The sequence below is a fragment of the Catellatospora vulcania genome (assembly GCF_009720385.1).
GTDB classification, from domain to species: Bacteria; Actinomycetota; Actinomycetes; order Mycobacteriales; family Micromonosporaceae; genus Catellatospora; species Catellatospora vulcania.
Genome location: NZ_ML769302.1, coordinates 781,086 through 802,159, shown reverse-complemented (window position 1 = coordinate 802,159; position 21,074 = coordinate 781,086). Strand labels below are relative to the sequence as shown.

Below are 21,074 nucleotides of genomic sequence, written 5' to 3'. Positions count from 1 at the left end.
AACCGCAGCTAGAAGTAGGGAACGCCCTTGCCCTTGGTCCCCTTCGCGGACTTGGTCATGCTCTTGGTCTCGAACCACATGGCACAGCGCACCGCCCGGTCGCCGGCCTTCCACTCCTCGAAGCCGCGCGGAATGGAGATGACCCCCAGCCGGCCGGCCTGCGTGGTGCTGACGCCCAGATACTTGCCCACCAGCACCCGGCACTGCTTGTGCAGCACGTCCCACTGCCGCTCCGAACTCGGATAGGCGGTGCCCTCGGCGGCCCGGAAGAAGCCGACCCACTCGCTGTTGTGCTTCTTCGAGCAGGCCACGTCGGTCATGAACCGCACGTCGCCCTCGTTCATGGCGACGTTGGCGCAGCCGAGCACGAGCGCGGCCGGGAAGCCGTCCTTCAGGCTGCCGCTGCGCAGCGTGCGGCCGCCGCTGGTGCCCGCGTCGCCGACCTCGACCAGGTCGCACCGGAACCAGCGCGCGCCGCCCGCCCATACGTGGTCCTCGGGGACGGTCAGCTCCAGCTCCAGCCGGCCCTGCCACCACGGCCGGCCGAGATACTTCCCCGCCGCGGTGTCGCACTCCGCGTACGCGGTGGCCAGCCGGGCCGGGGTGGGCGGTTTGTCACCGTCGAAGGCGCCCACGTGGACCACCTCGACGAAGTGCTGCTCCGAGCACGCCAGGGGACCGGGATCGAGCCGGCCCACGCCCTCGCCGAGGCAGACGCCCGACGGCGGCACCTGCACCTTCACCTCGGCGACCTGGGCCCAGTCGTCGGTCAGTTCCTTGTCGACCTCCGGCGGCAGCGCCACCGCGCAACCGGCCAGCGCCACGTTCACCAGCAGTGCGGCCAGCATCGCGCCGGCCCTCAGGCGTCCCCGCATCGCCCGACCTCCCTCGTGTCCAGGGCAGCCTAGGCAATTGGATCAAGGACGGGATCGGCCTAACGGCTCAGCGTCAGATCCCCGCGTACGACATCGCCGACCATGCCCGGGACGGCCTCGGCCGGGTCCGCGCCGAGCGAGATGATCCGGTTGTCGGCGTCCACGTGCACCACCCGCGGGGTGTACGAGCGGGCGGTGGCCTCGTCGGCCTGCGCGTACGAGATGAGGATGACCAGGTCGCCCGGCTTGACCAGGTGCGCCGCGGCGCCGTTGATGCCGATCACGCCGGTGCCGCGCTCGCCCGGGATGACATAGGTCTCCAGGCGGGCCCCGTTGGTGATGTCCACGATCGCGACCTGCTCGCCGGCCAGCAGGTCGGCGGCGTCCATCAGCTCCTCGTCGATGGTGACCGAGCCGACGTAGTGCAGGTCGGCCTGGGTCACCGTGGCACGGTGGATCTTGGACTTGAACATGGTGCGCAGGAACATCAGGCCGACTCTCCCTCGGTCGTGGCCGCCTCGTCGAGGTGGACGGGCAGGTTGTCGATCAGCCGGGTGGTGCCGACGCGGGCCGCCACCAGCAGCCGCGCCTCGCCCGGCCCCGGGTCCGCACTCAGGTCGGCCCCCCGCAGGGCCAGGTAGTCGACGTCCACGCCGGCCAGCTCGGCCCGGGCTGCGGCCAGCACGGCGGCGGGCTCCCGCCGGGCGGCGCCCGCCCGCAGCGCCCGGGACAGGGCGAGCGCCGTCGCGCGCTCGGCCTCGCTCAGGTAGCGGTTGCGGCTGGACAGGGCCAGGCCGTCCGGCTCCCGGACCGTCGGCACGCCGACGATCTCCACCCCGAGTTCGAGGTCGTGCACCATGGCCTTGATCAAGGTGAGCTGCTGGTAGTCCTTCTCCCCGAAGAACGCCAGATCCGGGCGGGTGAGCAGGAGCAGCTTGCCGACCACGGTCAGCACACCGGCGAAGTGGCCGGGGCGCACCGCCCCCTCCAGCACCTCACCCAGCGGGCCCGGGTGCACGGTGACCTGAGGCTGGCCGTGCGGGTACATCACCTCGGGGGTCGGCGCGAAGATCAGGTCGACGTCCTCGGCCTCGCACATCGCCAGGTCGGCGTCGAAGGTGCGCGGGTAGCGGGCCAGGTCCTCATTCGGGCCGAACTGCAGCGGGTTCACGAAGATCGTCGCCAGCACGAAGTCGGCGTGCTTGCGGGCCTCCCGCAGCAGGGTGGCGTGACCCTCGTGGAGCGCGCCCATGGTCATCACCACGGCGACGGAACCGGGGGCTGCGGCACGTGCCCGCGCCAGCTCCTCGCGGGTGCGTACGACGGCGGTCACTTCGCCGCCTCACCGAGCTGACCGGCGTCGGCGGCGGCCGGCTCGGCCGGCTCGGCCAGCACGCCCAGCAGCGGCTCGGCGTCGACCGCGCGCAGCCGCCCGTTGGCGATCGCCCGGTCCGCGGTGCGCCGGGCCAGCGCGACGTACGCCGGGAGCGAGTCGGGGGCGGTGCGGGCCAGCTCCTGCACGTGCCGGGCGACCGTGCCCGCGTCGCCGCGCGACACCGGTCCGGTGATCGCCGCGTCGCCCATCCGCAGCGCGTTCTCCAGCGCGGCGGTCAGCAGCGGGCCGAGCACCTTCTCCGGGCTCAGCACACCCGCGTCGCGCAGCCGGTCGGCCGCCTCGTTGACGAGCGTGACCAGGTGGTTCGCGCCGTGCGCGAGGCCGGCGTGGTAGAGCGCCCGGTTGTCCTCGGCGATCCACTCCGGGCTGCCGGCCAGGTCGGCGACGAGCGCTGCGGCCAGGGCGCGCACCGTGTCGTCGGCGGCGGTGATCCCGTACGAGATGCCGGGCAGCCGGTCCAGGTCGGCGGCGGTGCCGGTGAAGGTCATCGCCGGGTGCAGCGCCAGCGCGCGGGCGCCGACCGCGGCGGCCGGAGCCAGCACGGCCAGCCCGTGCGCGCCTGAGGTGTGCGCCACGACCTGACCGGGTCGCAGCGCGCCGGTGGCGGCCAGCCCGGTCACGACGCCGGCCAGGGCGTCGTCGGGCACCGCGATGATCAGCAGATCGGTCGCGGCGCGGGCCACCTCGTCGGCGGGAAGATTCTGCGCACCGGGGAGCAGGGTGCGGATGCGGTGCTTGGCCGCGGCGGAAACGCCGGAAGCGGCGACGATGCGGTGTCCCGCGCCCCGCAGGGCGGCAGCGAGGACCGCGCCGACCCGGCCGGCGCCGATCACACCGATGGTGAGCTCAGCACTCATGATCTGATCCAGTCCTCTTCTTCGGGGTACCGGTCGGGGCAAGTATGACCCCGTGTCCTGATCACTGGACAGAGACTGTGCGAAACCGCACTGCCGCGGAATGTTCACATCTCCACAACGAAAGGCGCCCCCGGAAACACGTCCCGGGAGCGCCTTTCGTGACCGCCGTCTCGCCCTTTAACGCCTGTTCAAGAATCCCGCGTCGACGAACTTGACGTTGGTCGCGGTGCGCTCGCCGTCCGGGGTCTCGTGGCCGTCGTGCACCACCAGCAGGCCGCCGGGGAAGCCGGGCAGCGGGGTGTTCACCACCGCCGCGCCGTCGCACTCCTGCGAGCCGTCGACCCGGCCGTCGACCACCGCGAAGTGCTCCAGCGGGCGCAGCGTCAGCCGGTCGTACGTGTAGAAGGTGTCGTCACCCTGCGAGGAGACCAGCAGCGTGCCGCCGAACCGGCCGGTCTTGAAGATCGTCACGCCCTCGACGTCGGCAGCGATGCGCCCGCCCTCGCCCGGGTCGGCCGCCCAGTCGAACGCGCACTCCTCGGTCTGCGGGTCGTAGACCGCCGGGACGCCGTACTCCCGGGTGCGCTCGACCATGCGCGGTGTGTAGCCGAAGCGGCCGCCCGCGACGGAGACCCGCCACAGCGCGACGTCCTCCTGCGCGGCGTAGAGCACGCCCAGCGCCGGATCGATCGTCATGCCCTCAATCTGCGGCAGCTCGCCGGGCTCCAGGCACGGTGTCCAGCTGCCGCCGCTCTTCAGCCGGAACGTGTCCGGCAGCACCAGCTTGTCCACGCGCTGGTAGCTGACCTTGGCGCCCTTGGCGACCAGGCGGAACATGCCCAGCTCCGGGGTGTGCCGGCGGCTCGCCACGGCCAGGAAGTCCCGGCCGTCGCGGAACGTGGCCAGCCCGTACGCGGTGGCCTGCTCGTTGACCTCCGCCTGGGTCGTGTTGAACGCGAACGGCGCGTCCGCCGCGGTCACGTCGGTCAGCACGCCGTCGTCGATGCGGTAGAAGCGCAGCTTGTCGCGGCCCCGGTCGGTGACCACGGCCAGGTCGACCAGCCGGCCGCGCAGCGGGAAGCCGAGCACCAGGTCGACGTTGTTGAAGCGGCCCGGCTCGTCGTCCGGGCCGGGCGCCTCCGGCGTGGCGAACGACTGCGTCTCGCGTCCCCGCAGGTCGTAGACGCGCAGGCCGCCGTTCTTCGCGGTCACGATGACCCGGCTGCGGGCCTTGTCCCGCTCGTTCACCCAGATCGCCGGGTCATCGGCGTCGGCGTCGCCGCCCGCCTCGTCGTCGTACAGCGCGGGCGTCTCGAATTTCGCGGTGACCGTGCGCAGCACGGGTCCGCCGGCCGCGGGGTCGGCCGAAGCCACGCCGGGCAGCGCGGTCGCCGCCAGGGCGCCCGCCGCCAGGCAGGTGAGAATACGTCGCATGGCCCGGACCGTAGATTCGGCGGGACAACCCGCGACGAACGGAGAGTGAACCGCACCCATGCGCTGGCGGGACGCGATGCGAACTGCGCTGTACGGCCCGGACGGGTTCTTCGTCCGCGAGCGGCCCGCCGACCACTTCCGGACCAGCGCGCAGTCACCCCACTTCGCGCGGGCGATCGCGCTGCTCGCCGCCGACGTCGACCGGGCGCTCGGCAGTCCCGAGGTGTTCGACCTGGTGGACGTGGGCGCGGGACGCGGCGAGCTGCTGCACGGGGTGCTGGCCGCACTGCCCGCCCCGCTGCGCGCCCGGGTCCGGCCGGTGGCCGTGGAGGTCTCGGCCCGCGGCGGCGGCGAGCCCGGCGCGGACGGCGCTCTTGCCGGTGTCGCACCGCGCACCGGTGCCGTGGCGGGCACCGGTGTCAGCTGGCGCACCGAGCTGCCGCGCGGGCTGACCGGGCTGCTGCTGGCCACCGAGTGGCTCGACAACGTGCCGCTGGACCTCGCGCGTGACGGGTCTTACCTGGACACGGACCTGAACCCGTGCGGGCCGCTCGACCCGGCCGACGCCGCCTGGATCGAGCGGTGGTGGCCCGCGGGGCCGGACGACGTCGTGGAGGTCGGGCGCAGCCGGGACGAGGCCTGGGCCGACGCGGTCGGCGCGCTGGACGCGGGGCTGGCGCTCGCGGTCGACTACGGGCACCGGCGCGGCGAGCGGCCGGTCCTGCCCACGGTGACCGGCTTCCGGGGCGGACGCGAGGTACCGCCCGTCTTCGACGGGAGCACCGACATCACCTGCCACGTCGCGATGGACTCCGTCGCGGTGGCGGCGCAGGCGCGGACCCGGGAGGTGGCCGGGCCGGACGCCCAAGCCGCGACCTCAGGCGGCCCCGAAGCCGGCTGGCTGCTGCTGGACCAACGCACCGCGCTGCACCGCCTCGACGTCACCGCCGCCCGGCCACCGCTGGGCCTGGCCTCGACCGATCCGGTCGGCTACGTGCGGGCGCTGGCCGCGGCGAGCGAGATCGGCGAGCTGACCGCCACCGGCGGGCTCGGGGGGCACTGGTGGCTGGCGCAATGGCCGGACCTCGACGCCCGGCAGGTGCCCTTACTGCGCCCCCACCCGTGACGGCCTGCTGCGGCCCGGCGCCCCCGGACCCGCCCGACTCCCGTGACGGCCGCACCCGCCGCGGGCCGCGCCCGGCGAGGAGTTAAGAAGGTGCCCTTCCTCTACGAATACCGATAACAAGGTGCCCTTCCTTTCTTTCGCCTGGCTTACGATGGCGCGCATGGTGGAGATGGGCGGTAGGCGCGAGCTGACGGTCGGCGCGGGGGCGGGGGCTCAGCAGCTGGGCACCGACATGGTGCTGAACATCGGCCCCCAGCACCCGTCCACGCACGGCGTGCTGAGGCTGCGGCTGGTGCTCGACGGCGAGAAGGTGCTGTCCGCCGAACCCATCGTCGGGTACATGCACCGCGGCGCGGAGAAGCTGTTCGAGGTGCGCGACTACCGGCAGATCCTGGTGCTGGCCAACCGGCACGACTGGCTGAGCGCGTTCAGCAACGAGCTGGGCGCGGCCATGGCCGTCGAGCGGCTGATGGGGCTGGAGGTGCCGGAGCGGGCGGTCTGGCTGCGGATGGCGATGGCCGAGCTGAACCGGGTGCTCAACCACCTGATGTTCCTCGGGTCGTACCCGCTGGAGATCGGCGCGATCACGCCGGTGTTCTACGCGTTCCGCGAGCGCGAGGTGCTGCAGGCCGTCATGGAGGAGGCCACCGGCGGCCGCATGCACTACATGTTCAACCGCATCGGCGGGCTGAAGGAGGAGGTCCCGGCGGGCTGGACCGGGCGTGCCCGGGAGGCCGTCGACCTGGTCGCCTCCCGCATGCCGATGCTGGACGACCTGATCCGGCGCAACGACATCTTCCTGGCCCGCACCGTCGGCGTCGGGGTGCTCACCGCCGAGCAGGCCGCCGCGTACGGCGCCTCGGGGCCCGTGGCGCGGGCCAGCGGGCTGGACTTCGACCTGCGCCGCGACGAGCCGTACCTGGCCTACGGCGAGCTGGACGTCCCGGTGGTCACCCGCACCACCGGCGACTGCCACGCCCGCTTCGAGGTGCTGCTCGACCAGGTGTACGTGTCGCTGGACCTGGTCCGGCAGTGCCTGGACCGGGTCGACCGGATCGGCGGGCCGGTCAACGTGCGGCTGCCCAAGGTCGTCAAGGCGCCCGAGGGGCACACCTACGCCTGGACCGAGAACCCGCTCGGCGTCAACGGCTACTACCTGGTGTCGAAGGGCGACAAGACGCCGTGGCGGATGAAGCTGCGCACCGCGTCGTACGCCAACGTGCAGGCGCTGTCCACGGTGCTGAAGGGCACCCTGGTGCCGGACCTGATCGCCATCCTGGGTTCGATGTTCTTCGTCGTCGGCGACATCGACAAGTAGCGCCCGACGCCCCCGTTTCCACGAAAACGCGCCCTCCCGGTCTCCCGGAAGGGCGCGTTGCTCGCTGTCGTGGTCAGCGGTAACGGCGGTCGTAGTCCCGATCGCGGTCCCGGTCCCGGTCGCGATCCCGCTCGCGGACGTCCTCGTAGTCGGACCAGCGGTCCTCCCGGTCCGTGCCGGTCAGCGCGCGGGGCTCGCGGCGCTCCTGGTCGCGGTACGGGAAGCCGCCCCGGCCGTCGTCGGCCCGGTCGTCGTCGTAACCGCGGTCCTCGCGCCGCACCGCGGCCCAGCGGTCCTCGATCCGCAGCTCGGTGCCGGAGCTGTCGCTGTGCAGCGCCGCCCGGCGCTCGCCCATGCGCACCTCACGGCCGCGGTCGTCGTCGCGCACGGTCGTCCAGCGGTCGCCGGCGGCGCGCACGGCGGGCCGGTCCTCGTCGTCGCGGTCGGACCAGCGGCCCTCGATCGCGTCGGCGGGGCGGTCGGACCAGCGGTCGTCGCCGCGGTCGCGCCGCGAGCTGCGGGTCTCCCCGCCGGAGACCGGCTCGTTCGCGTCTCGGCGGCGCTCCAGCTGCTCGCGCAGCCGCTGCTCGGTCCACGACTCCTCGTGCCGGTCCCGCTCGCGGGCGCGTTCGGCCCGCGGGCGCTGCACCTCGATGCGCGGGCTCTCGGCCCGGTGGCCGTACTCGCCGGCGTCGCGGCCGCGGTCGTAGCCCGCGCTCGCCGCGCCGCTGACCGGGCTGCCGTAGATCGCCGAACCGCGCTGGGCGTCCTCGCCGTGCGGGTCGACGATGGTGTGCCGCGTCGTCACCTGCACGGTCTCGGTGTGCCGGACCACGCCGGGCGCGATGCCGGCCCGGCCCGAGCTCGGGCCCGGCTGGTGCGGGGCGGGGGCAGGGGCGCCGGACCGGGCGGCGGGGGCTGGTGCGGCCTGGGCCGCGGCCCGCATGGCCTCGGCGCGGACGTGCTCCAGCTGCGCGCGGGTCGCGTCCAGCTCGTGCCGGGTGGCTTCGAGCTGGTCGACCAGGTACTGGAACTTCTCCCCGAAGGCGCGGTGCGTGGCATGGGCCGCGGTCGAGATGTCGTCGCGGACGTCGGCCCGGACGGTGTCGATCTCATCGAGGATCATGTCCTCGAGTTCGAGCCGAACGGTCTCGGTGTCGCGACGGAGAGTGATCGACAGGCCTATCAGGATGACCGACAGGATGACCACGCCGATCGCGGCCCGCAGCGCGGTGCCGCCATCGGCTATGAGCAGGAAGATCGCAGCCAGCGGGGCCAGCCCGACGCCGCCCCAGAACAACACGGGGAGCAGGCGCGCGTGCCGCTGTTCATCGCGAGTGTCCGAGTTCGGCATGTTGCTAGAGGCTACCGACAGTTGCTTGCGAGGGGAATGCTCCACGGCCTTGAAATGCGAGAACATTCCGCCTGGAGATCGTCGCCGACCCGTCCTGAACAGCTGCGCCACCCAGCGTGGCTTGCTGAGGACCGTCCGCGGCGCGCGACGCGCCGGTAATCGCCGAACCTTCGTCACGAACGGTTCAACGAGCGCACGCCCGTTTCGCCCGACTCTAAAGCAGGATGGCACAGATGGCCGGAGCCCCGGTCACGCCGCGGGTGCGGTGCGGGCCGGGGCTCCGGTCGTGCGTCAGCTCATCGCAGGGAGGACCAGCGGTCCTCGTCGCCCCACTGGTCGGCACGGGCCGGGGCCGGCTGCGCGGGCAGGTTCGCCCAGGTGTCGCCGCTGCCCGTGGACCAGGAGGTGCCGGGCACGCCCACGTCGGACCAGTCGTCGGGGGCGTCGTCGTCCAGCGGCAGCGGCCGCCCGAACGTCTCCACCAGCCTGGTGACCACGAGGCCGAGCGCGAGGGCGCCGGCGGCCAGCGCGTACAGCGAGATGTGCCACTGGGCCGCGTCGGCGTACCAGACGACCAGGGCGAGCAGTGAGACGCCGAGCAGCGTGCCGAACACGCCGCCGCGGCGGCCGTACGCGCTCACCCCGCCGATCAGGGCCGCGCCCAGGGCCAGCCCGGTCAGCTCGAAGCCTTCGGTGGGCGCGACGACCTGCTCGGTAGTCCCGTTGAGCGCCGCCATCACCACGCCCGCCACCGCGGCCAGCGCCGACGAGCCGACCAGCGCGAGCACGGCGACGACGCCGCCGAGGCCGCCGCGCCGCCGGGCCGGGTCGCTCACCGGGCGGAACCGGCCGACACCGCGCCGGATGGACCGGATCGCGCCGAGCAGGCCCGCCACGATGGTCAGCGCGGCGAAGCCGCCGTACAGGTAGAGCGCGTGCCCGGTGGGGTCGTACTCGCCGCTCACGGTCAGCGGGGCGGGGTGCTTCTGGATCCAGACGACGGCGATCAGCGCGGCCGCCAGGCTGCCCGCCCAGCCGGGCACGTGGAAGCCCACCACCAGGACCGCGACGACCAGGCCCAGCCCGGCGGCGAAGGCCACGGCCATGCCGGCGGTCGGCACTACGCCATTGGCGCTGTGCTCGGCGTAGTACAGCGCGGCGGCGGCGGCGACCGGGCCCAGCGCCAGGTTCACCGCGCCGGCGCGCAGCGTCATCGAGGCGCCGAGGCCGAGCAGGCCCAGCACCGAGGCGAAGACGAGCAACTCCTTGAAGTTCGCTCCGGTGATCGTCTCGCGGTGCCCGCTGTGCAGCAGGAAGCCGATCGCGACCACGCCGAGCAGCAGCACGCCCTCCCACGCGAAGTGCACGCCGAGCCGGTCACGGCCGACCTCGCCGTGCGCCGGGTCGTCGAAGACGTCGTCCAGGTTGGCCGAGGGCGTCGCCCGCGGCCGGTACTGCATGCCGGCGATGACGCTGTGCGCGCCGCCGCCGTCGTTTCTGAGATCGGACTCCTCGCGGAAGCCCTCGCCGCGGTACCGTCGCTGCCCTGTCGCGTCGGTCGCTTCGCTGTCGTAGGCCATGACTCGCGCCTCCCGAGTCGGCTGCCGGTCGCGGGGTACGACACGGCATACCCGAGGCACCGTACCGGCTGAAACGTGAATGCAACAGGGTCTACCGGGGATGACATCCCGTGGTCGACGGGTACCCGATAGTGGCCGACACCGATCCGTTCGGGCGCTACTGAATGTCGGTCTTGTCGTCCTCGGGCTGCTTCGGCACCCGGCATGCCCGCTCCAGCCACAGCGCGGCCCCGACCAGCGCCAGCGAGCAGACCAGCGAGGTGAGCGCGGCCGGCAGGTCGCGGCTCACCGAGGCCAGTTGCCGCTGCTGCCCGTCGACGAACAGCCACAGGCTCAGCCCGGCGGAGAACCCGGCGAAGATCGCCCCGGCCAGTGAGGACGCCTTGGCCAGCACCACATAACGCGCGACGGCCAGCGGCTCGACCCGCTCCCGGCCCGGCTTGCCCTCCAGCCGCGCCCGGGTCTGCTGGGCCAGCGCGAACTCCACGATGGCGAGCGCGAGCAGCGTGAACGCCGGCAGCCAGCCGTTGCGGCCGAGGAACGGCAGCGTAGCCAGGTCGAAATACCAGGTGCTGATGATGAGCCAGGCGACGGCGGCCGAGCCCAGGCCCGCGACGATCAGGGTGGCCGGGTTGGTGGGTTGCAGCCGTGGCTCCGGCATCGGCGGCTGGCTCAATTCGGTCCACACCCCTCACTCGTCTGGGCAGAACGTGGGGAGTCGCCCGGTGCGCCGCGTGAGCGGCGGCGCGCCGGGACGAGCCAGGTTCTGGAGGGTCACTCTACTTCGAGCCGCACCTCGGGCAGCGCGGTCATCGTGGCCACCTCGGTCGCCATGGGCTCGGCCAGCACGAGGTCGTTCACCCAGCCGTATCCGGGCAGCTGGGCGTAGGGCTGCACCTCCAGCCAGGGCCGCAGCACGAAGGCGCGCTGGTGGGCGTGCGGGTGCGGCAGGGTCAGCTCCGGGGTGGCGCGCAGGATCGGCTCGCCGTCCGCGGCGAACGCGGCGACCAGGTCGACGTCGAGGGTGCGCGGGCTGTACCGGCGGGCCTGATGGCGTACCCGCCCGGCTTCGTGCTCGATGCCCTGCGCGGTGAGCAGCCACTGCTCCACCGACTGCTCCCCGCGTACGAGCAGGGCGGCGTTGTAGTACGCCGGCTGCTCGGTGTCGCCCCACGGCGGCGTCTCGTAGACACCGCTCACCGCCAGCAGCTCACCCTCCTCCGCGAGCCGGCGCACCGCGAAGCGCAGATGATCGGCGCGGTCGCCGAGGTTGCTGCCTATCGAGAAGACCACCGAAGTCACGACCGATATTCTCGCAGCGTGGCAGCCGACCTGATGCACGCGACGCCGCCGGTGGTGATGGGGGTTCTCAACGTGACCCCGGATTCCTTCTCCGACGGCGGCCTCTACGACGACCTCGACGCCGCCGTACGGCACGGGATCCAGCTGCACGCGCAGGGCGCGCACCTGGTGGACGTGGGTGGCGAGTCGACCCGTCCGGGCGCGTTCCGCGTCGACGCCGACACCGAGATCAAGCGGGTGGTCCCGGTCATCGCGGCACTGGCCGAGGCCGGCGTGCCGACCAGTGTCGACACCACCCGCGCCGCGGTCGCCGAGGCCGCGGTGAAGGCCGGGGCCGCCGCCGTCAACGACGTCTCCGGCGGGCTGGCCGATCCGGACATGCGCCGCGTCGTCGCCGACGCCGGCTGCCCGTACGTGGTGATGCACTGGCGCGGGCACTCCGCCGACATGCAGGCGCTGGCCACCTACCGCGACGTGGTCGCCGAGGTGCGCGAGGAGCTGTCGCGCCGGGTCGACGAGGCGTTGCGCCTGGGCATCGCCGCCGACAAGCTGATCGTCGACCCGGGGCTGGGCTTCGCCAAGACCGCCGAGCACAACTGGGCGCTGACCCGGCACCTGGACCGCATCATCGACCTGGGCTTCCCGGTGCTGTTCGCGGCCAGCCGCAAGTCCTACCTGGGCCTGCTGCTCGACGGCCGGCCCGCCGCGGACCGCGACGCCGCCACCACCGCGACCAGCCTGCTGGCCGCCGCGGCCGGCGCCTGGGGGGTACGCGTGCACGACGTGCGCTCGACCGTCGACGCCCTCGCGGTGTGGCGGGCGACCGGCGGCCCCCGGCTGCGCTACGAAGGCTGACCATGGACCTCATCACGCTCACCGGCCTGCGGGTACGCGGCAACCACGGCGTCTTCGACTTCGAGCGGCGCGACGGGCAGGACTTCGTGATCGACGTGCAGCTCGGGCTGGCCCTGCGCCCGGCCGCGGCCAGCGACGACGTCGCCGACACCGTGCACTACGGCGAGCTGGCCGCCCGGCTGGCCGAGATCGTGGCGGGGCCGCCGGTCAACCTGATCGAGACGCTCGCACAGCGGCTCGTCGATGCCTGCCTGGCCGATCCCCGCGTCGCGCGGGCCGTGGTGACCGTCCACAAGCCACAGGCGCCGATCCCGCTGACCTTCACCGACGTGAGCGTGACGATGACCGGCACCAGGTGACGGCCGGACATCCGACACCCGCCACCACCTGCATGGCTTGTCGCGCCGGTGGGTGCACCGTACGCTCTGCTATGGATCGAACACCGGTCCTACACAACCGCACAGCACCACAAACAGCCCCGGCGCTCCACTACGAACTGTGATCGACACAAAGCAGGGTGTCATCAGCCGCATCCCACCGCTGAGGACCCCCATCAGTAAGGCTTAAGCAATTGCAGCGCCGGTCGCGCACCGGGGAGGTACCGAATGATCGCCATGGAGCTGGTCCAGGCGGCGTGGAGCCATGCCACGCCGACCCTCGGCATGATCGCCGACGCGATCCAAGCGGCCCCCGAGGAGCCCAAGGGCGGCATCGCGACCAACGACATCCTCACCTTCTTCGCCACGAAGATCTCTCCGATCCTGCTGGCGATCCTCGGTGTCATCTTCATCGGCCGGGCCAGCAAGGGCGAGGTGTCCAAGGTGCTGACCAGCTCCGCGATCGCCATCATCGGCGTCGCCTTCATCGTCGGCGCGGGGGCGCTGCTGCTCGTGGGCGAGAACCTCATCGACATCATGTTCGAGTAGGCGGAAGCGATGCGGCTGCGTACGGACGACGACATCTACCGGGCCCGCCTGGTCTATCTCGGCCCCCCCGGCTACACGCTCCCCGTGCAGCTGCCGTACGCGCAGTACGGGCTGTTCGTGTTGCTGGTCCCGCTCTACATGGGCGTGCGCTGGCTGATCACCCAGCAGTTCGAGGTCTTCCCGACCTGGGAGATCGCGCTCGCCATCGTGACGACGTCGTACATCTTCCGCCACGTCGACCCCGACCGGCCCGCGCGCATGGTCATCCGCACCGCGCTCACCGACTGGAAGCGCACCCGCGAACCGGTGACCGAGCGGCGCGACCCGCGCCTGGTCGCCCGCCGCGTCGTCGTGCGGCAGGCGATCACATGACCAGCAACGACACCGAGTACGACCTGGACGACGCGGTATCCGACGTCGTCCCCTCCGTCGAAGGGACCGCCGCGACGGGCCCCGTCGCCGTGTTCCAGCCGCCCCGCCGCCGCGAGCCCACCGAGCCGGAGGGCCACGCCGAGGAGGAGGGCGGCCGCCCCGAGGCGCGCACCGCCGACCTGCGCAGCGACCTGCAGTCCGCGGCCGGCCGCGCCGCCGCCGAGATGCGCGCCGCCGCCGAGGCCGCCACCCAGGCGCAGCGCGAACGCGCCGCGTCCTCGCGCCGCGACCCCGAGCCGTCGTCCGCACCGCCGGCGCCGTCCGGCCCCGACATCGAGTCGCCGTTCCTGGAGTTGTTCGACTCCGAGGCGGCCGACCCGGGCTCCGTGGGCCTCACCGGCACACCGAGCCGCCCCGCACCGCCGGGCCGCGCCACCACCGCCCGCAGCACGCCCGCCGCCGACCGGCGCGCCGACGTGCCACCTGCCGGACGCACCGAGCCGGGTCGGCCCGACGACCGCCACCCCGACAGCCGCCAGGCCGCGCCGCACCGGGCCGGTCCCATGCGGGCGGATACGCCCCCGGTAGCCCCGCCGCCGGTCACGCCACCGCCGAGCGCCCCCGGCCGAACCGCCGGTGGGCACCGTCCCGACCAGAGCGGCTACCCCGGCACGCAGCCCGATCCGCGCCAGGCCGCGCCAGGCCGCGGCGCGCAGCCCGGACGCCCGCGCAACGCCCCGGTCAGCGGCGTGCCGCGCAACGCGCCCGTCAGCGGCGTACCGGTCAGCGGGGTGCCCATGCGCCCCCAGCCGGACCTGCGCAACCGCCCGGTCAGCGCGATGCCCGTCAGCTCCGTGCCGGTCAGCACCGTGCCGCTGAGCAGCCGTCCGCTGCCCCCGCGCGGCACCCCGCAGGCCCCACCCCGCAGCGCGCCGCCCGCCGGCGGCCAGCGGCAACCGGCCAAGGGCCGCGGCAAGCAGGTCAAGCCGCCCGCGCAGCCGAAGGCCGCGAAGGACCGCGACGCCGCCCAGGAACTGGCGATCACCGAGATCGCCGGTCACCTCACGTTCACTCCCCACGCGGTCACCGCGTGGTACATGCTGCCCGAGGTGCGCTGGGCGTTCCGCCCCGACGCCGACCGTGAGGCGCTGCTGTCCGCCATCAGCGAGCAGTACGCCGGCCTCGCCGGGTTCCGCCTGCACCTGCGCCGCACCACCCGGCCCTTCCCGGCCGACCAGTGGGCCGCACAGCTCGACCAGCTCACCCACCGCCCGCTGCCGCCCGTGCCCGGCGCACCCGGCTGGGGCGACCACCTCGTCGCCGCCCAGCGCCACCTGCGCGAGATCAACCACAGCGAGGGCCAGACCTACCTCGGCGTCACCTTCGCCCGGCGCGCGCTCGGCGACTCGTTCAGCGAGAAGCTGCTGCGCGCCTTCGGCAAGGGCACCGCCGACTCCGAACGCCGCAAACTCGGCAAGCAGGTCGAACAGTTCGACGAGGTGCTCGCCGCGTTCGGCATGCGTGGCCAGCGCGCCGCCGCCGCCGAACTCGAATGGCTGCTCTACCGCTCCGTCGCGCTCGGCATGAGCCCGCCGAACATGGTCGGCTCGGTCGGCCACGGCCGCTGGGACTCCGGCGACCTGCTCGCCCTCACCGAGCACATCGAGCGCTACCGCACCCCGTACGGCAGCACCGTCAAGCTCGTCAACCGGATGACCGGCGAGGAACGGCACGTCGCCGTGCTCACCGTCGGCCGCATGGAACCCCTCGACATCCCCGAGCGGCACGAGCCCTGGCTGCACTTCCACGAGCGCCTGCCCTGGCCCATGGAACTGTCGTCGCGGGTCGACATCCTCGGACCCGGCGACAGCTTCCGCAACCTCGAACACCGCCTGCGCATGATCCGCTCGCAGCAGCTCGACTACCTCGAGCACGGCATGGACGCCCCGCCCGAACTGGAGCGCCTGGCCAGCCGCGCCCTCGTCATGGGCGACGAGATGACCACCGGCCTGCCCGTCGACTCCGCCCGCGCGCACGGCTGGCACCGCATCGCCGTCAGCGGCGCCGACCGCGAGGAATGCCTCGAACGGGCCCGCTCCGTCGTCGCCACCTACAGCCGCGAACTGCGCGTCTCGCTGCAGCACCCCAAGCAGCAGGACCAGCTCGCCCGCGAGTTCATCCCAGGCGAACCCGTCGCCAACACCGGCTACCTGCGCCGCATGCCGGTCCGGCTGCTCGCCGCCGCGCTGCCCCAGGCCGCGTCCGTCGTCGGCGACCGCCGCGGCGACCTGCTCGGGCGCACCGCCGGCACCTGCCGCCGCCCCGTCTTCCTCGACCCGCACTTCCCCATGGAGGTACGCGAGCGCTCCGGCCTGTCGGTCATGGTCGCCGAACCCGGCGGTGGCAAGTCCACCCTGCTCGGCGCCATGGGCTACCTCAACGCCCGGCGCGGCGTCCAGGTCACCCTGCTCGACCCGAGCGGCCCGCTGGCCCGGCTCGCCTCCATGCCGGAGCTGAAGCCGTACTCCCGCGTGCTCAACCTGACCGGCGGCGAACAGGGCACCCTCGCCCCGTACTCGCTGATCCCGACCCCGCAGCGCACCGAATTCGGCCCAGGCGCCGACGGCGACCGCGAATACGAGATCTCCGTCAGCAACGCCCGCGCCGAACGCCGCATGCTGGTCCAGGACATCTGCTCCATGCTCATGCCGCCGCAGGTCGCCCGCGAGGCGTCCACCGCCACGCTGCTGCGCCACGCCGTGCGCACCGTGCCCGCAGAGGAGACGGCGACCCTCGACGACGTCGTACGCTGCCTAGCCGGCATCGACGACACCGGTCGGGAACTGGCCAACCTGCTGCTCGACACCGCCGAGATGCCGCTCGCGCTGCTGTTCTTCGGCAGCCCGCCCGGCGACCTGCTCAGCACCGACTCCGCGCTCACCGTCATCACGATGTCCGGGCTGCGCCTGCCCGACCTCAAGATCGAGCGCGAGTACTGGTCCGCTGAGGAAGCCCTCGCGCTGCCGATGCTGCACACCGCGCACCGGCTCGCCGTCCGGCGCTGCTACTCCGGCGACATGCACCAGCGCAAACTCGTCGGGCTCGACGAGGCCCACTTCATGGAAGGCTGGCGGTCCGGGCGGTCGTTCCTGGTCCGGCTTGCCCGAGACAGCCGCAAGTGGAACCTCGCCGCGCTCGTCGCGTCGCAGAACCCGAAGGACATCCTCGGGCTCGACGTGCAGAACCTCGTCTCCACCGTGTTCGTCGGACGTATCGCCCAGGACCCGGAGATCGCCTCCGAGGCGCTGCGGCTGCTGCGGGTGCCGACCGACGTCGGGTACGAAGCCGTACTCGCCTCGCTGTCCGCACCCGACGCGAACAGCGCGGGGCGGCTCGGGTATCGCGAGTTCGTGCTGCGTGACGTCGACAGCCGGGTGCAGCGGGTACGGGTCGACGTGTCCTACGTGCAGGGGCTGCTGGAGACCCTCGACACCACCCCGACCGGGCAGGCGGCCGGCCAGGGAGGCAAGCGGTGAAGCGGCTCGCCTCCGCTGTCCTGGCCACCATGGTGCTGGCGCTGGGGACGCTGTTCGGCGCGCCGGTCCAGGCGGCGGCGCCCGCAGCTATGGCGGTCGCGCCCGGGGACAAGCTGTGCTCACTGGAGGAGTGGACGGCCCGCGGCCTCGACGAGTGCATCAAGCGGCTGCAGGAGGTCAGCGCCGCGCGCGTGCAATGCGTGAGCGCACCTAATCCTGCGGCACCAGACTCGGGGCTCGGGGGTTGGTTCGTCAGCAAGCCCACGTGGACCACGGGAGCCGACGGCCGTAGCTACCTGCTCTACAGCGAATACGGCTATGCCGGGTACGACTACACCACGTATGACATCAACTGCGTCCAGACCGTCATGCACCCGGACTACAAGCTGGAGAACACGATCGCCAACGGCGAGTTCATGCTCGCTGCTGGCATCGTCGGCGTCTCCAACGCCCTCAGGGAACGTGCTTGGGCTCCGGACGAGATGTGGGGCTGGGCTGACCCGCTCGTGGAGAACGCCACTACAGCGCTCTACAAGCAGGTCTTCAGCGTGTTCGGCGTAATCACGCTGGCGGTGATCGGCGTCTACCTGCTGTGGCGTTCCCGCCAAGCGCAGATGTCGATGGCACTGACCACTGTCGGCTGGGCAATCCTGGTCATGGTCGGCGTGACGGCCATCGCGAGCTGGCCAGTTCAGTCGGCCAAGGCCGCCGACAGCACGCTGGTCAGCGTCCTCAGCGTCGTTCACGACGCCGTCGGGCCGCGGGCCCAGGCACCCACGGTTTGCGACGACGCGACACCAGGGGCTTGCGAGGACAAGCGCCCACCGGCTGTCCGCGCGGGCGACACCGCTGTGCAAGCGCTTTTGTACCGGAACTGGCTCCGTGGAGTGCTCGGGTCTGCCGACAGCGAGACGGCCAAGAAGTACGGACCAGCCCTCTACCGCGCAAAGTCGCTGAGCTGGGACGACGTTGCGGCGATCCAGGACGACTCCAGCCGCCGCGACGGCATCATCCGCGCCAAGCAGAGCGACTGGATGAAAGTCGCCGAGCAGATAAAGACCGAGGACCCGGAGGCCTACGAGTACCTTCGCGGGACCAAGGGGATGGAACGGATCGGCGCAGGCTTCGTCGCGATCCTCTCTGCGTTCTGTTACGCCGCATTCGACATCGTGGCTTCGCTGCTTGTGCTGCTCGGGTTCCTCATCATCCGTTGGGCAGTCATCGCGGCACCGGCTCTGGGCACGGTCGGCCTGCTTCGTCCTGCCAGCGCAGGCCTCCGCCGACTTGTGAATTCCGTGCTGGCGGCTCTTTTCAACGTGCTCATCTTCGGCACCGGCGCTGCGGTCTACCTTTTCGCGGTCGACCTCATCATGAGCACCGCCTCCTTGGCGGGATGGCTACAGGTCACGCTGGTGCTGCTCTGCGGCGTCGTAGGCTGGATTCTCCTCCGCCCATACCGCCGGATCACGCAGCTTGGTGGCGGCAGTAGCGGCACATCGCTGCTCACCGCTAGGCCGTCCGCGCCCGCGGCGTCCTCCTCGAACGAGCGGATGCCAGCGACCGTGGTTGCGCCAGGGAGCACCAGCAGCACGACCGTCCCGGAAGCGCGCCCGGAACTCGCGGTCAGCGCGGAGGACCCTGCATCGGTCGTCCGTGCCGAAGCACGCGGCGGAGCCGACCCGGTCCGCACTGAAACGTGGCGCTCGCCTGACGTACCCGAATCTTCTCCGGCTTACGCCGTGTACAGGCCCGCCACGGTGCCGCATCAAGCAGCCACTCGCGCGGAAGCACGGACGGAGCCGCCCGCTGAGCCAGCGCAGCGGGCTGAACGCCGCTCCGAGACGTGGGCGGAACGGAGTTAGTCATGCTGTCCCGGATTCCCCTACGGCCCCGCACCGTGGTGGCGCTCGGGCTGGCCGGCGTGGTCGCGGTCATCGTCGCCCTCGGCAAACTACTTGGCGACCCCACCCCACCAGCGATTTCATCCGTTCAACCACCGATTGCAGCACCCAGTGCGGTCGACCCGCACGAGGGGGACGACGGTCTGGTGCACCTCGACCCGACGCCCAGCCCGATGAAGGCAAGCGACGGGCCGCAGGCCATTTCTGTAGCAACCAAGTTCGCCCAGCAGTGGATCAAGCATGACCGCGGTGCGACTTCCTGGCTCGACTCCTTGCGACCCCACAGCACAGAGGCTCTCGTCATGGAGCTTGATGGCGTGGACCCGGCAGGCGTACCGGCAGACCGGATAACCGGTGCCGCCCGCATGGAAGCTCTCGCAGACTCGTTCGTAGAGGTCGTCATTCCCATCGATGCGGGCCTGCTGCGGCTGCGGCTCGTGGCTTTCCAAGGCCGGTGGCTGGTGGACGGCGTCGACTGGGAGCGGGTATGAGCGGCTTCCCTCTACCCAACGCCCCCCTGCGAGAGAAGGGGCGCCGGCTACTTCGGCCCGGGATCATCGTCGCCGCAACAGCAGCCCTTGCGCTGCTGTGCTGTGGTGGGGCCGTTACCGCCGTCATTTTCGGCGATCTCGCCACCAACAACTCCGCGCTTACCAACGCCCTCGGCTGCGGTAGCGCCAAGACTATCAGCGTTACCGGGCAGTTCCCACGGATCGGCCCATACAGCGAGGACAAGATTCGTAACGCTGCCATCATCATCAAGACCGGACAGCAGCTCAAGGTGCCGCCGCGAGGATGGGTAATCGCGGTTGCGACAGCGATGCAGGAAAGCAGCCTCACCAACCACGGTCACCTTGGCGATCACAACGACCACGATTCGCTGGGGTTGTTCCAACAACGACCAAGCCAAGGCTGGGGCACTCCTGCGCAAATCATGGATCCCGTTTACTCGTCGACGAAGTTCTACAACAAGCTACTCAAGGTCAAGGGCTGGGAGAGCCTTCCGCTCACCGTCGCCGCACAGCGGGTACAGATCAGCGCTTATCCGAATGCATATGCCAAGCATGAGCCAATTGCTACACGGATAGTCAATGAGCTAGCAGATGGCGCAGCTCGCGCTGTTGTAGTAGGAAACCAGCTAAAGTGCGCCGAATTTGGTCAGATCGCAGCCTCAGGCTGGACGGCTCCTGTCAAGGCAGGTGTGTGGTCGGGCTTTCGCACTCGTGAAAGACCTAGTCACAACGGCGTCGACCTCGGCGCGTCCCGCAACACACCGATCCGGGCCGCTTCGGCAGGCGTCGTCATCGTCAGCAAGTGCGATGTCGGCAATTGCGACCGGGACGGTTCGCCTTCCACGCCTGGTTGTGGCTGGTTCGTCGACATTCTTCACGCCGGGCAAGTGATAACCCGCTACTGCCACATGGTGACTAGGCCTCTCGTCCGCGTCGGCGAACGAGTCGGTGCCGGCCAGGTTATCGGCTATGTGGGAACCAGCGGCCACTCCAGCGGACCGCACCTGCACTTCCAGGTGCACCTCGACGGCGACCGGTCCAACCGTGGCGCGATCGATCCGGTGCCTTTCATGGCGAGTAAGGGTGCTGCCCTCGGAAAGGGGAACGACTCGGCATGACCGAGGCAGACTTCGCAGCGTGGGCTGCCGAGTGGCGCACGCCACCCGCCCCCATCGTGCCTGTACCCGCGCTGACCGTCATCAGTAGCGGTGGGGTGCTACGCGGCGCGCGAGTAATGATCGGCCTACCGGGCCACGGATGGCGTACGGGACTGCGCGGTGACACGATGATTCGCCAGGGCGCGCGGAGCCTGATTCCTGTTCTCGCCGAGGCAGAGTGGTACCGGGCGGAGCGCGAGCGAGTAGAGGTCTTCGCTGCACTTGTGCCAGTTGAGCGAGTGTGGGTCGAGACCATCAGCACGTCGGCCGAGCGAGCGACGAGCGCCGATAGCCTGACACTGGTCTCGTTGGATTCACCGCCGACCCGAGTTGCGGTTCCCGCAGAAGTTATCGCCGCTCAAGCCCCTGGGCAGCTGACCGGACGGCGGCTTGTTCAGACTGGCAATGATGGTGAGCAGCGCGGCCTGCGCGCAGTCACCGAAGCTCACTCCGGGCCTGAGGGCAATGCGCAGGTTCGGGTAGCGCTTGAACACGAGTGGTATCGGTGGGCTGCTACTGGGCAAGCACCCGCAACCAGGGCTGTGCCGATTGCCGAACTCTGGATCGAGTAGC

General features: G+C 71.6%; 20 protein-coding genes. 11 read left to right on the top strand and 9 right to left on the bottom strand.

Translation table 11 applies throughout. The annotated features are described in order from the left end of the window. Window positions 1-8 precede the first annotated feature (8 nt). From F6W97_RS07945 to F6W97_RS07925, 5 genes are all read right to left on the bottom strand, one after another. Window positions 9-875 (bottom strand): septum formation family protein, encoded by an 867-nt coding sequence (locus F6W97_RS07945; RefSeq protein ID WP_155369470.1) that lies wholly within the window; start codon window positions 873-875, stop codon window positions 9-11. A gap of 59 nt (window positions 876-934) precedes the next feature. After that, complete coding sequence (gene panD, locus F6W97_RS07940) at window positions 935-1,363, bottom strand: aspartate 1-decarboxylase (RefSeq protein WP_155369469.1); 429 nt, start codon at window positions 1,361-1,363, stop codon at window positions 935-937. Next, the gene (panC, locus tag F6W97_RS07935; RefSeq protein ID WP_155369468.1) at window positions 1,363-2,208 is read right to left on the bottom strand and encodes a pantoate--beta-alanine ligase; all 846 of its coding nucleotides are present in this window, start codon (window positions 2,206-2,208) and stop codon (window positions 1,363-1,365) included. Before panC ends, panD begins: the two co-directional genes overlap by 1 nt. Further along, a complete protein-coding gene (locus F6W97_RS07930) occupies window positions 2,205-3,128 on the bottom strand; it encodes a Rossmann-like and DUF2520 domain-containing protein (protein WP_155369467.1) in 924 nt (307 codons plus the stop codon). Before F6W97_RS07930 ends, panC begins: the two co-directional genes overlap by 4 nt. 177 nt (window positions 3,129-3,305) lie before the next feature. Next, on the bottom strand, window positions 3,306-4,562 hold the full coding sequence (locus F6W97_RS07925; protein ID WP_155369466.1) for a phytase: 1,257 nt from the start codon (window positions 4,560-4,562) through the stop codon (window positions 3,306-3,308). A 76-nt stretch (window positions 4,563-4,638) separates the two neighbouring features. Between F6W97_RS07925 and F6W97_RS07920 the strand changes: the two genes are divergently transcribed. Both F6W97_RS07920 and F6W97_RS07915 read left to right on the top strand, forming a co-directional pair. Then, the gene (locus tag F6W97_RS07920; protein WP_155369465.1) at window positions 4,639-5,688 is read left to right on the top strand and encodes an SAM-dependent methyltransferase; all 1,050 of its coding nucleotides are present in this window, start codon (window positions 4,639-4,641) and stop codon (window positions 5,686-5,688) included. A gap of 160 nt (window positions 5,689-5,848) precedes the next feature. Next, on the top strand, window positions 5,849-7,006 hold the full coding sequence (locus F6W97_RS07915) for an NADH-quinone oxidoreductase subunit D (protein ID WP_155369463.1): 1,158 nt from the start codon (window positions 5,849-5,851) through the stop codon (window positions 7,004-7,006). Window positions 7,007-7,079: 73 nt separating this feature from the next. Here the strand turns inward: F6W97_RS07915 and F6W97_RS07910 are convergent, their stop codons facing one another. The 4 genes from F6W97_RS07910 to folK form a co-directional block, all read right to left on the bottom strand. Next, a complete protein-coding gene (locus F6W97_RS07910; RefSeq protein ID WP_155369461.1) occupies window positions 7,080-8,360 on the bottom strand; it encodes a cation:proton antiporter in 1,281 nt (426 codons plus the stop codon). Window positions 8,361-8,656: 296 nt separating this feature from the next. Next, window positions 8,657-9,940: an ABC transporter permease gene (locus F6W97_RS07905; RefSeq protein ID WP_155369459.1), complete on the bottom strand. Its 1,284-nt coding sequence runs from the start codon at window positions 9,938-9,940 to the stop codon at window positions 8,657-8,659. A 157-nt stretch (window positions 9,941-10,097) separates the two neighbouring features. Beyond that, complete coding sequence (locus F6W97_RS07900) at window positions 10,098-10,601, bottom strand: DUF3180 domain-containing protein (protein WP_155369457.1); 504 nt, start codon at window positions 10,599-10,601, stop codon at window positions 10,098-10,100. 113 nt (window positions 10,602-10,714) lie between these two features. Further along, window positions 10,715-11,242 (bottom strand): 2-amino-4-hydroxy-6-hydroxymethyldihydropteridine diphosphokinase, encoded by a 528-nt coding sequence (gene folK, locus F6W97_RS07895; protein WP_155369456.1) that lies wholly within the window; start codon window positions 11,240-11,242, stop codon window positions 10,715-10,717. 33 nt (window positions 11,243-11,275) lie between these two features. On the opposite strand from folK, the gene folP reads away from it, so the two are divergent. The 9 genes from folP (at window position 11,276) to F6W97_RS41505 (ending at window position 21,073) form a co-directional block, all read left to right on the top strand. Then, entirely contained in the window at window positions 11,276-12,097 is an 822-nt protein-coding gene (gene folP, locus F6W97_RS07890) for a dihydropteroate synthase (RefSeq protein WP_230686509.1), read from the top strand. A gap of 2 nt (window positions 12,098-12,099) precedes the next feature. Beyond that, on the top strand, window positions 12,100-12,456 hold the full coding sequence (gene folB, locus F6W97_RS07885; protein WP_155369452.1) for a dihydroneopterin aldolase: 357 nt from the start codon (window positions 12,100-12,102) through the stop codon (window positions 12,454-12,456). 246 nt (window positions 12,457-12,702) lie between these two features. Next, window positions 12,703-13,023, top strand: a complete 321-nt coding sequence (locus F6W97_RS07880) for a molybdopterin-binding domain-containing protein (RefSeq protein ID WP_155369450.1) — start codon at window positions 12,703-12,705, stop codon at window positions 13,021-13,023. A 9-nt stretch (window positions 13,024-13,032) separates the two neighbouring features. Beyond that, window positions 13,033-13,395 (top strand): hypothetical protein, encoded by a 363-nt coding sequence (locus F6W97_RS07875; protein WP_155369449.1) that lies wholly within the window; start codon window positions 13,033-13,035, stop codon window positions 13,393-13,395. A 563-nt stretch (window positions 13,396-13,958) separates the two neighbouring features. After that, window positions 13,959-16,931, top strand: a complete 2,973-nt coding sequence (locus F6W97_RS07870; protein ID WP_407924560.1) for an ATP-binding protein — start codon at window positions 13,959-13,961, stop codon at window positions 16,929-16,931. Window positions 16,932-16,960: 29 nt separating this feature from the next. Further along, window positions 16,961-18,793, top strand: a complete 1,833-nt coding sequence (locus tag F6W97_RS07865) for a DMT family transporter (RefSeq protein ID WP_230686508.1) — start codon at window positions 16,961-16,963, stop codon at window positions 18,791-18,793. 2 nt (window positions 18,794-18,795) lie between these two features. Further along, on the top strand, window positions 18,796-19,323 hold the full coding sequence (locus tag F6W97_RS07860) for a hypothetical protein (protein WP_155369447.1): 528 nt from the start codon (window positions 18,796-18,798) through the stop codon (window positions 19,321-19,323). Then, complete coding sequence (locus F6W97_RS07855; RefSeq protein ID WP_155369445.1) at window positions 19,320-20,462, top strand: M23 family metallopeptidase; 1,143 nt, start codon at window positions 19,320-19,322, stop codon at window positions 20,460-20,462. Before F6W97_RS07860 ends, F6W97_RS07855 begins: the two co-directional genes overlap by 4 nt. Further along, window positions 20,459-21,073, top strand: coding sequence for a hypothetical protein (locus F6W97_RS41505; protein ID WP_407924553.1), 615 nt, complete (start codon window positions 20,459-20,461; stop codon window positions 21,071-21,073). Before F6W97_RS07855 ends, F6W97_RS41505 begins: the two co-directional genes overlap by 4 nt. Window position 21,074 lies beyond the last annotated feature (1 nt).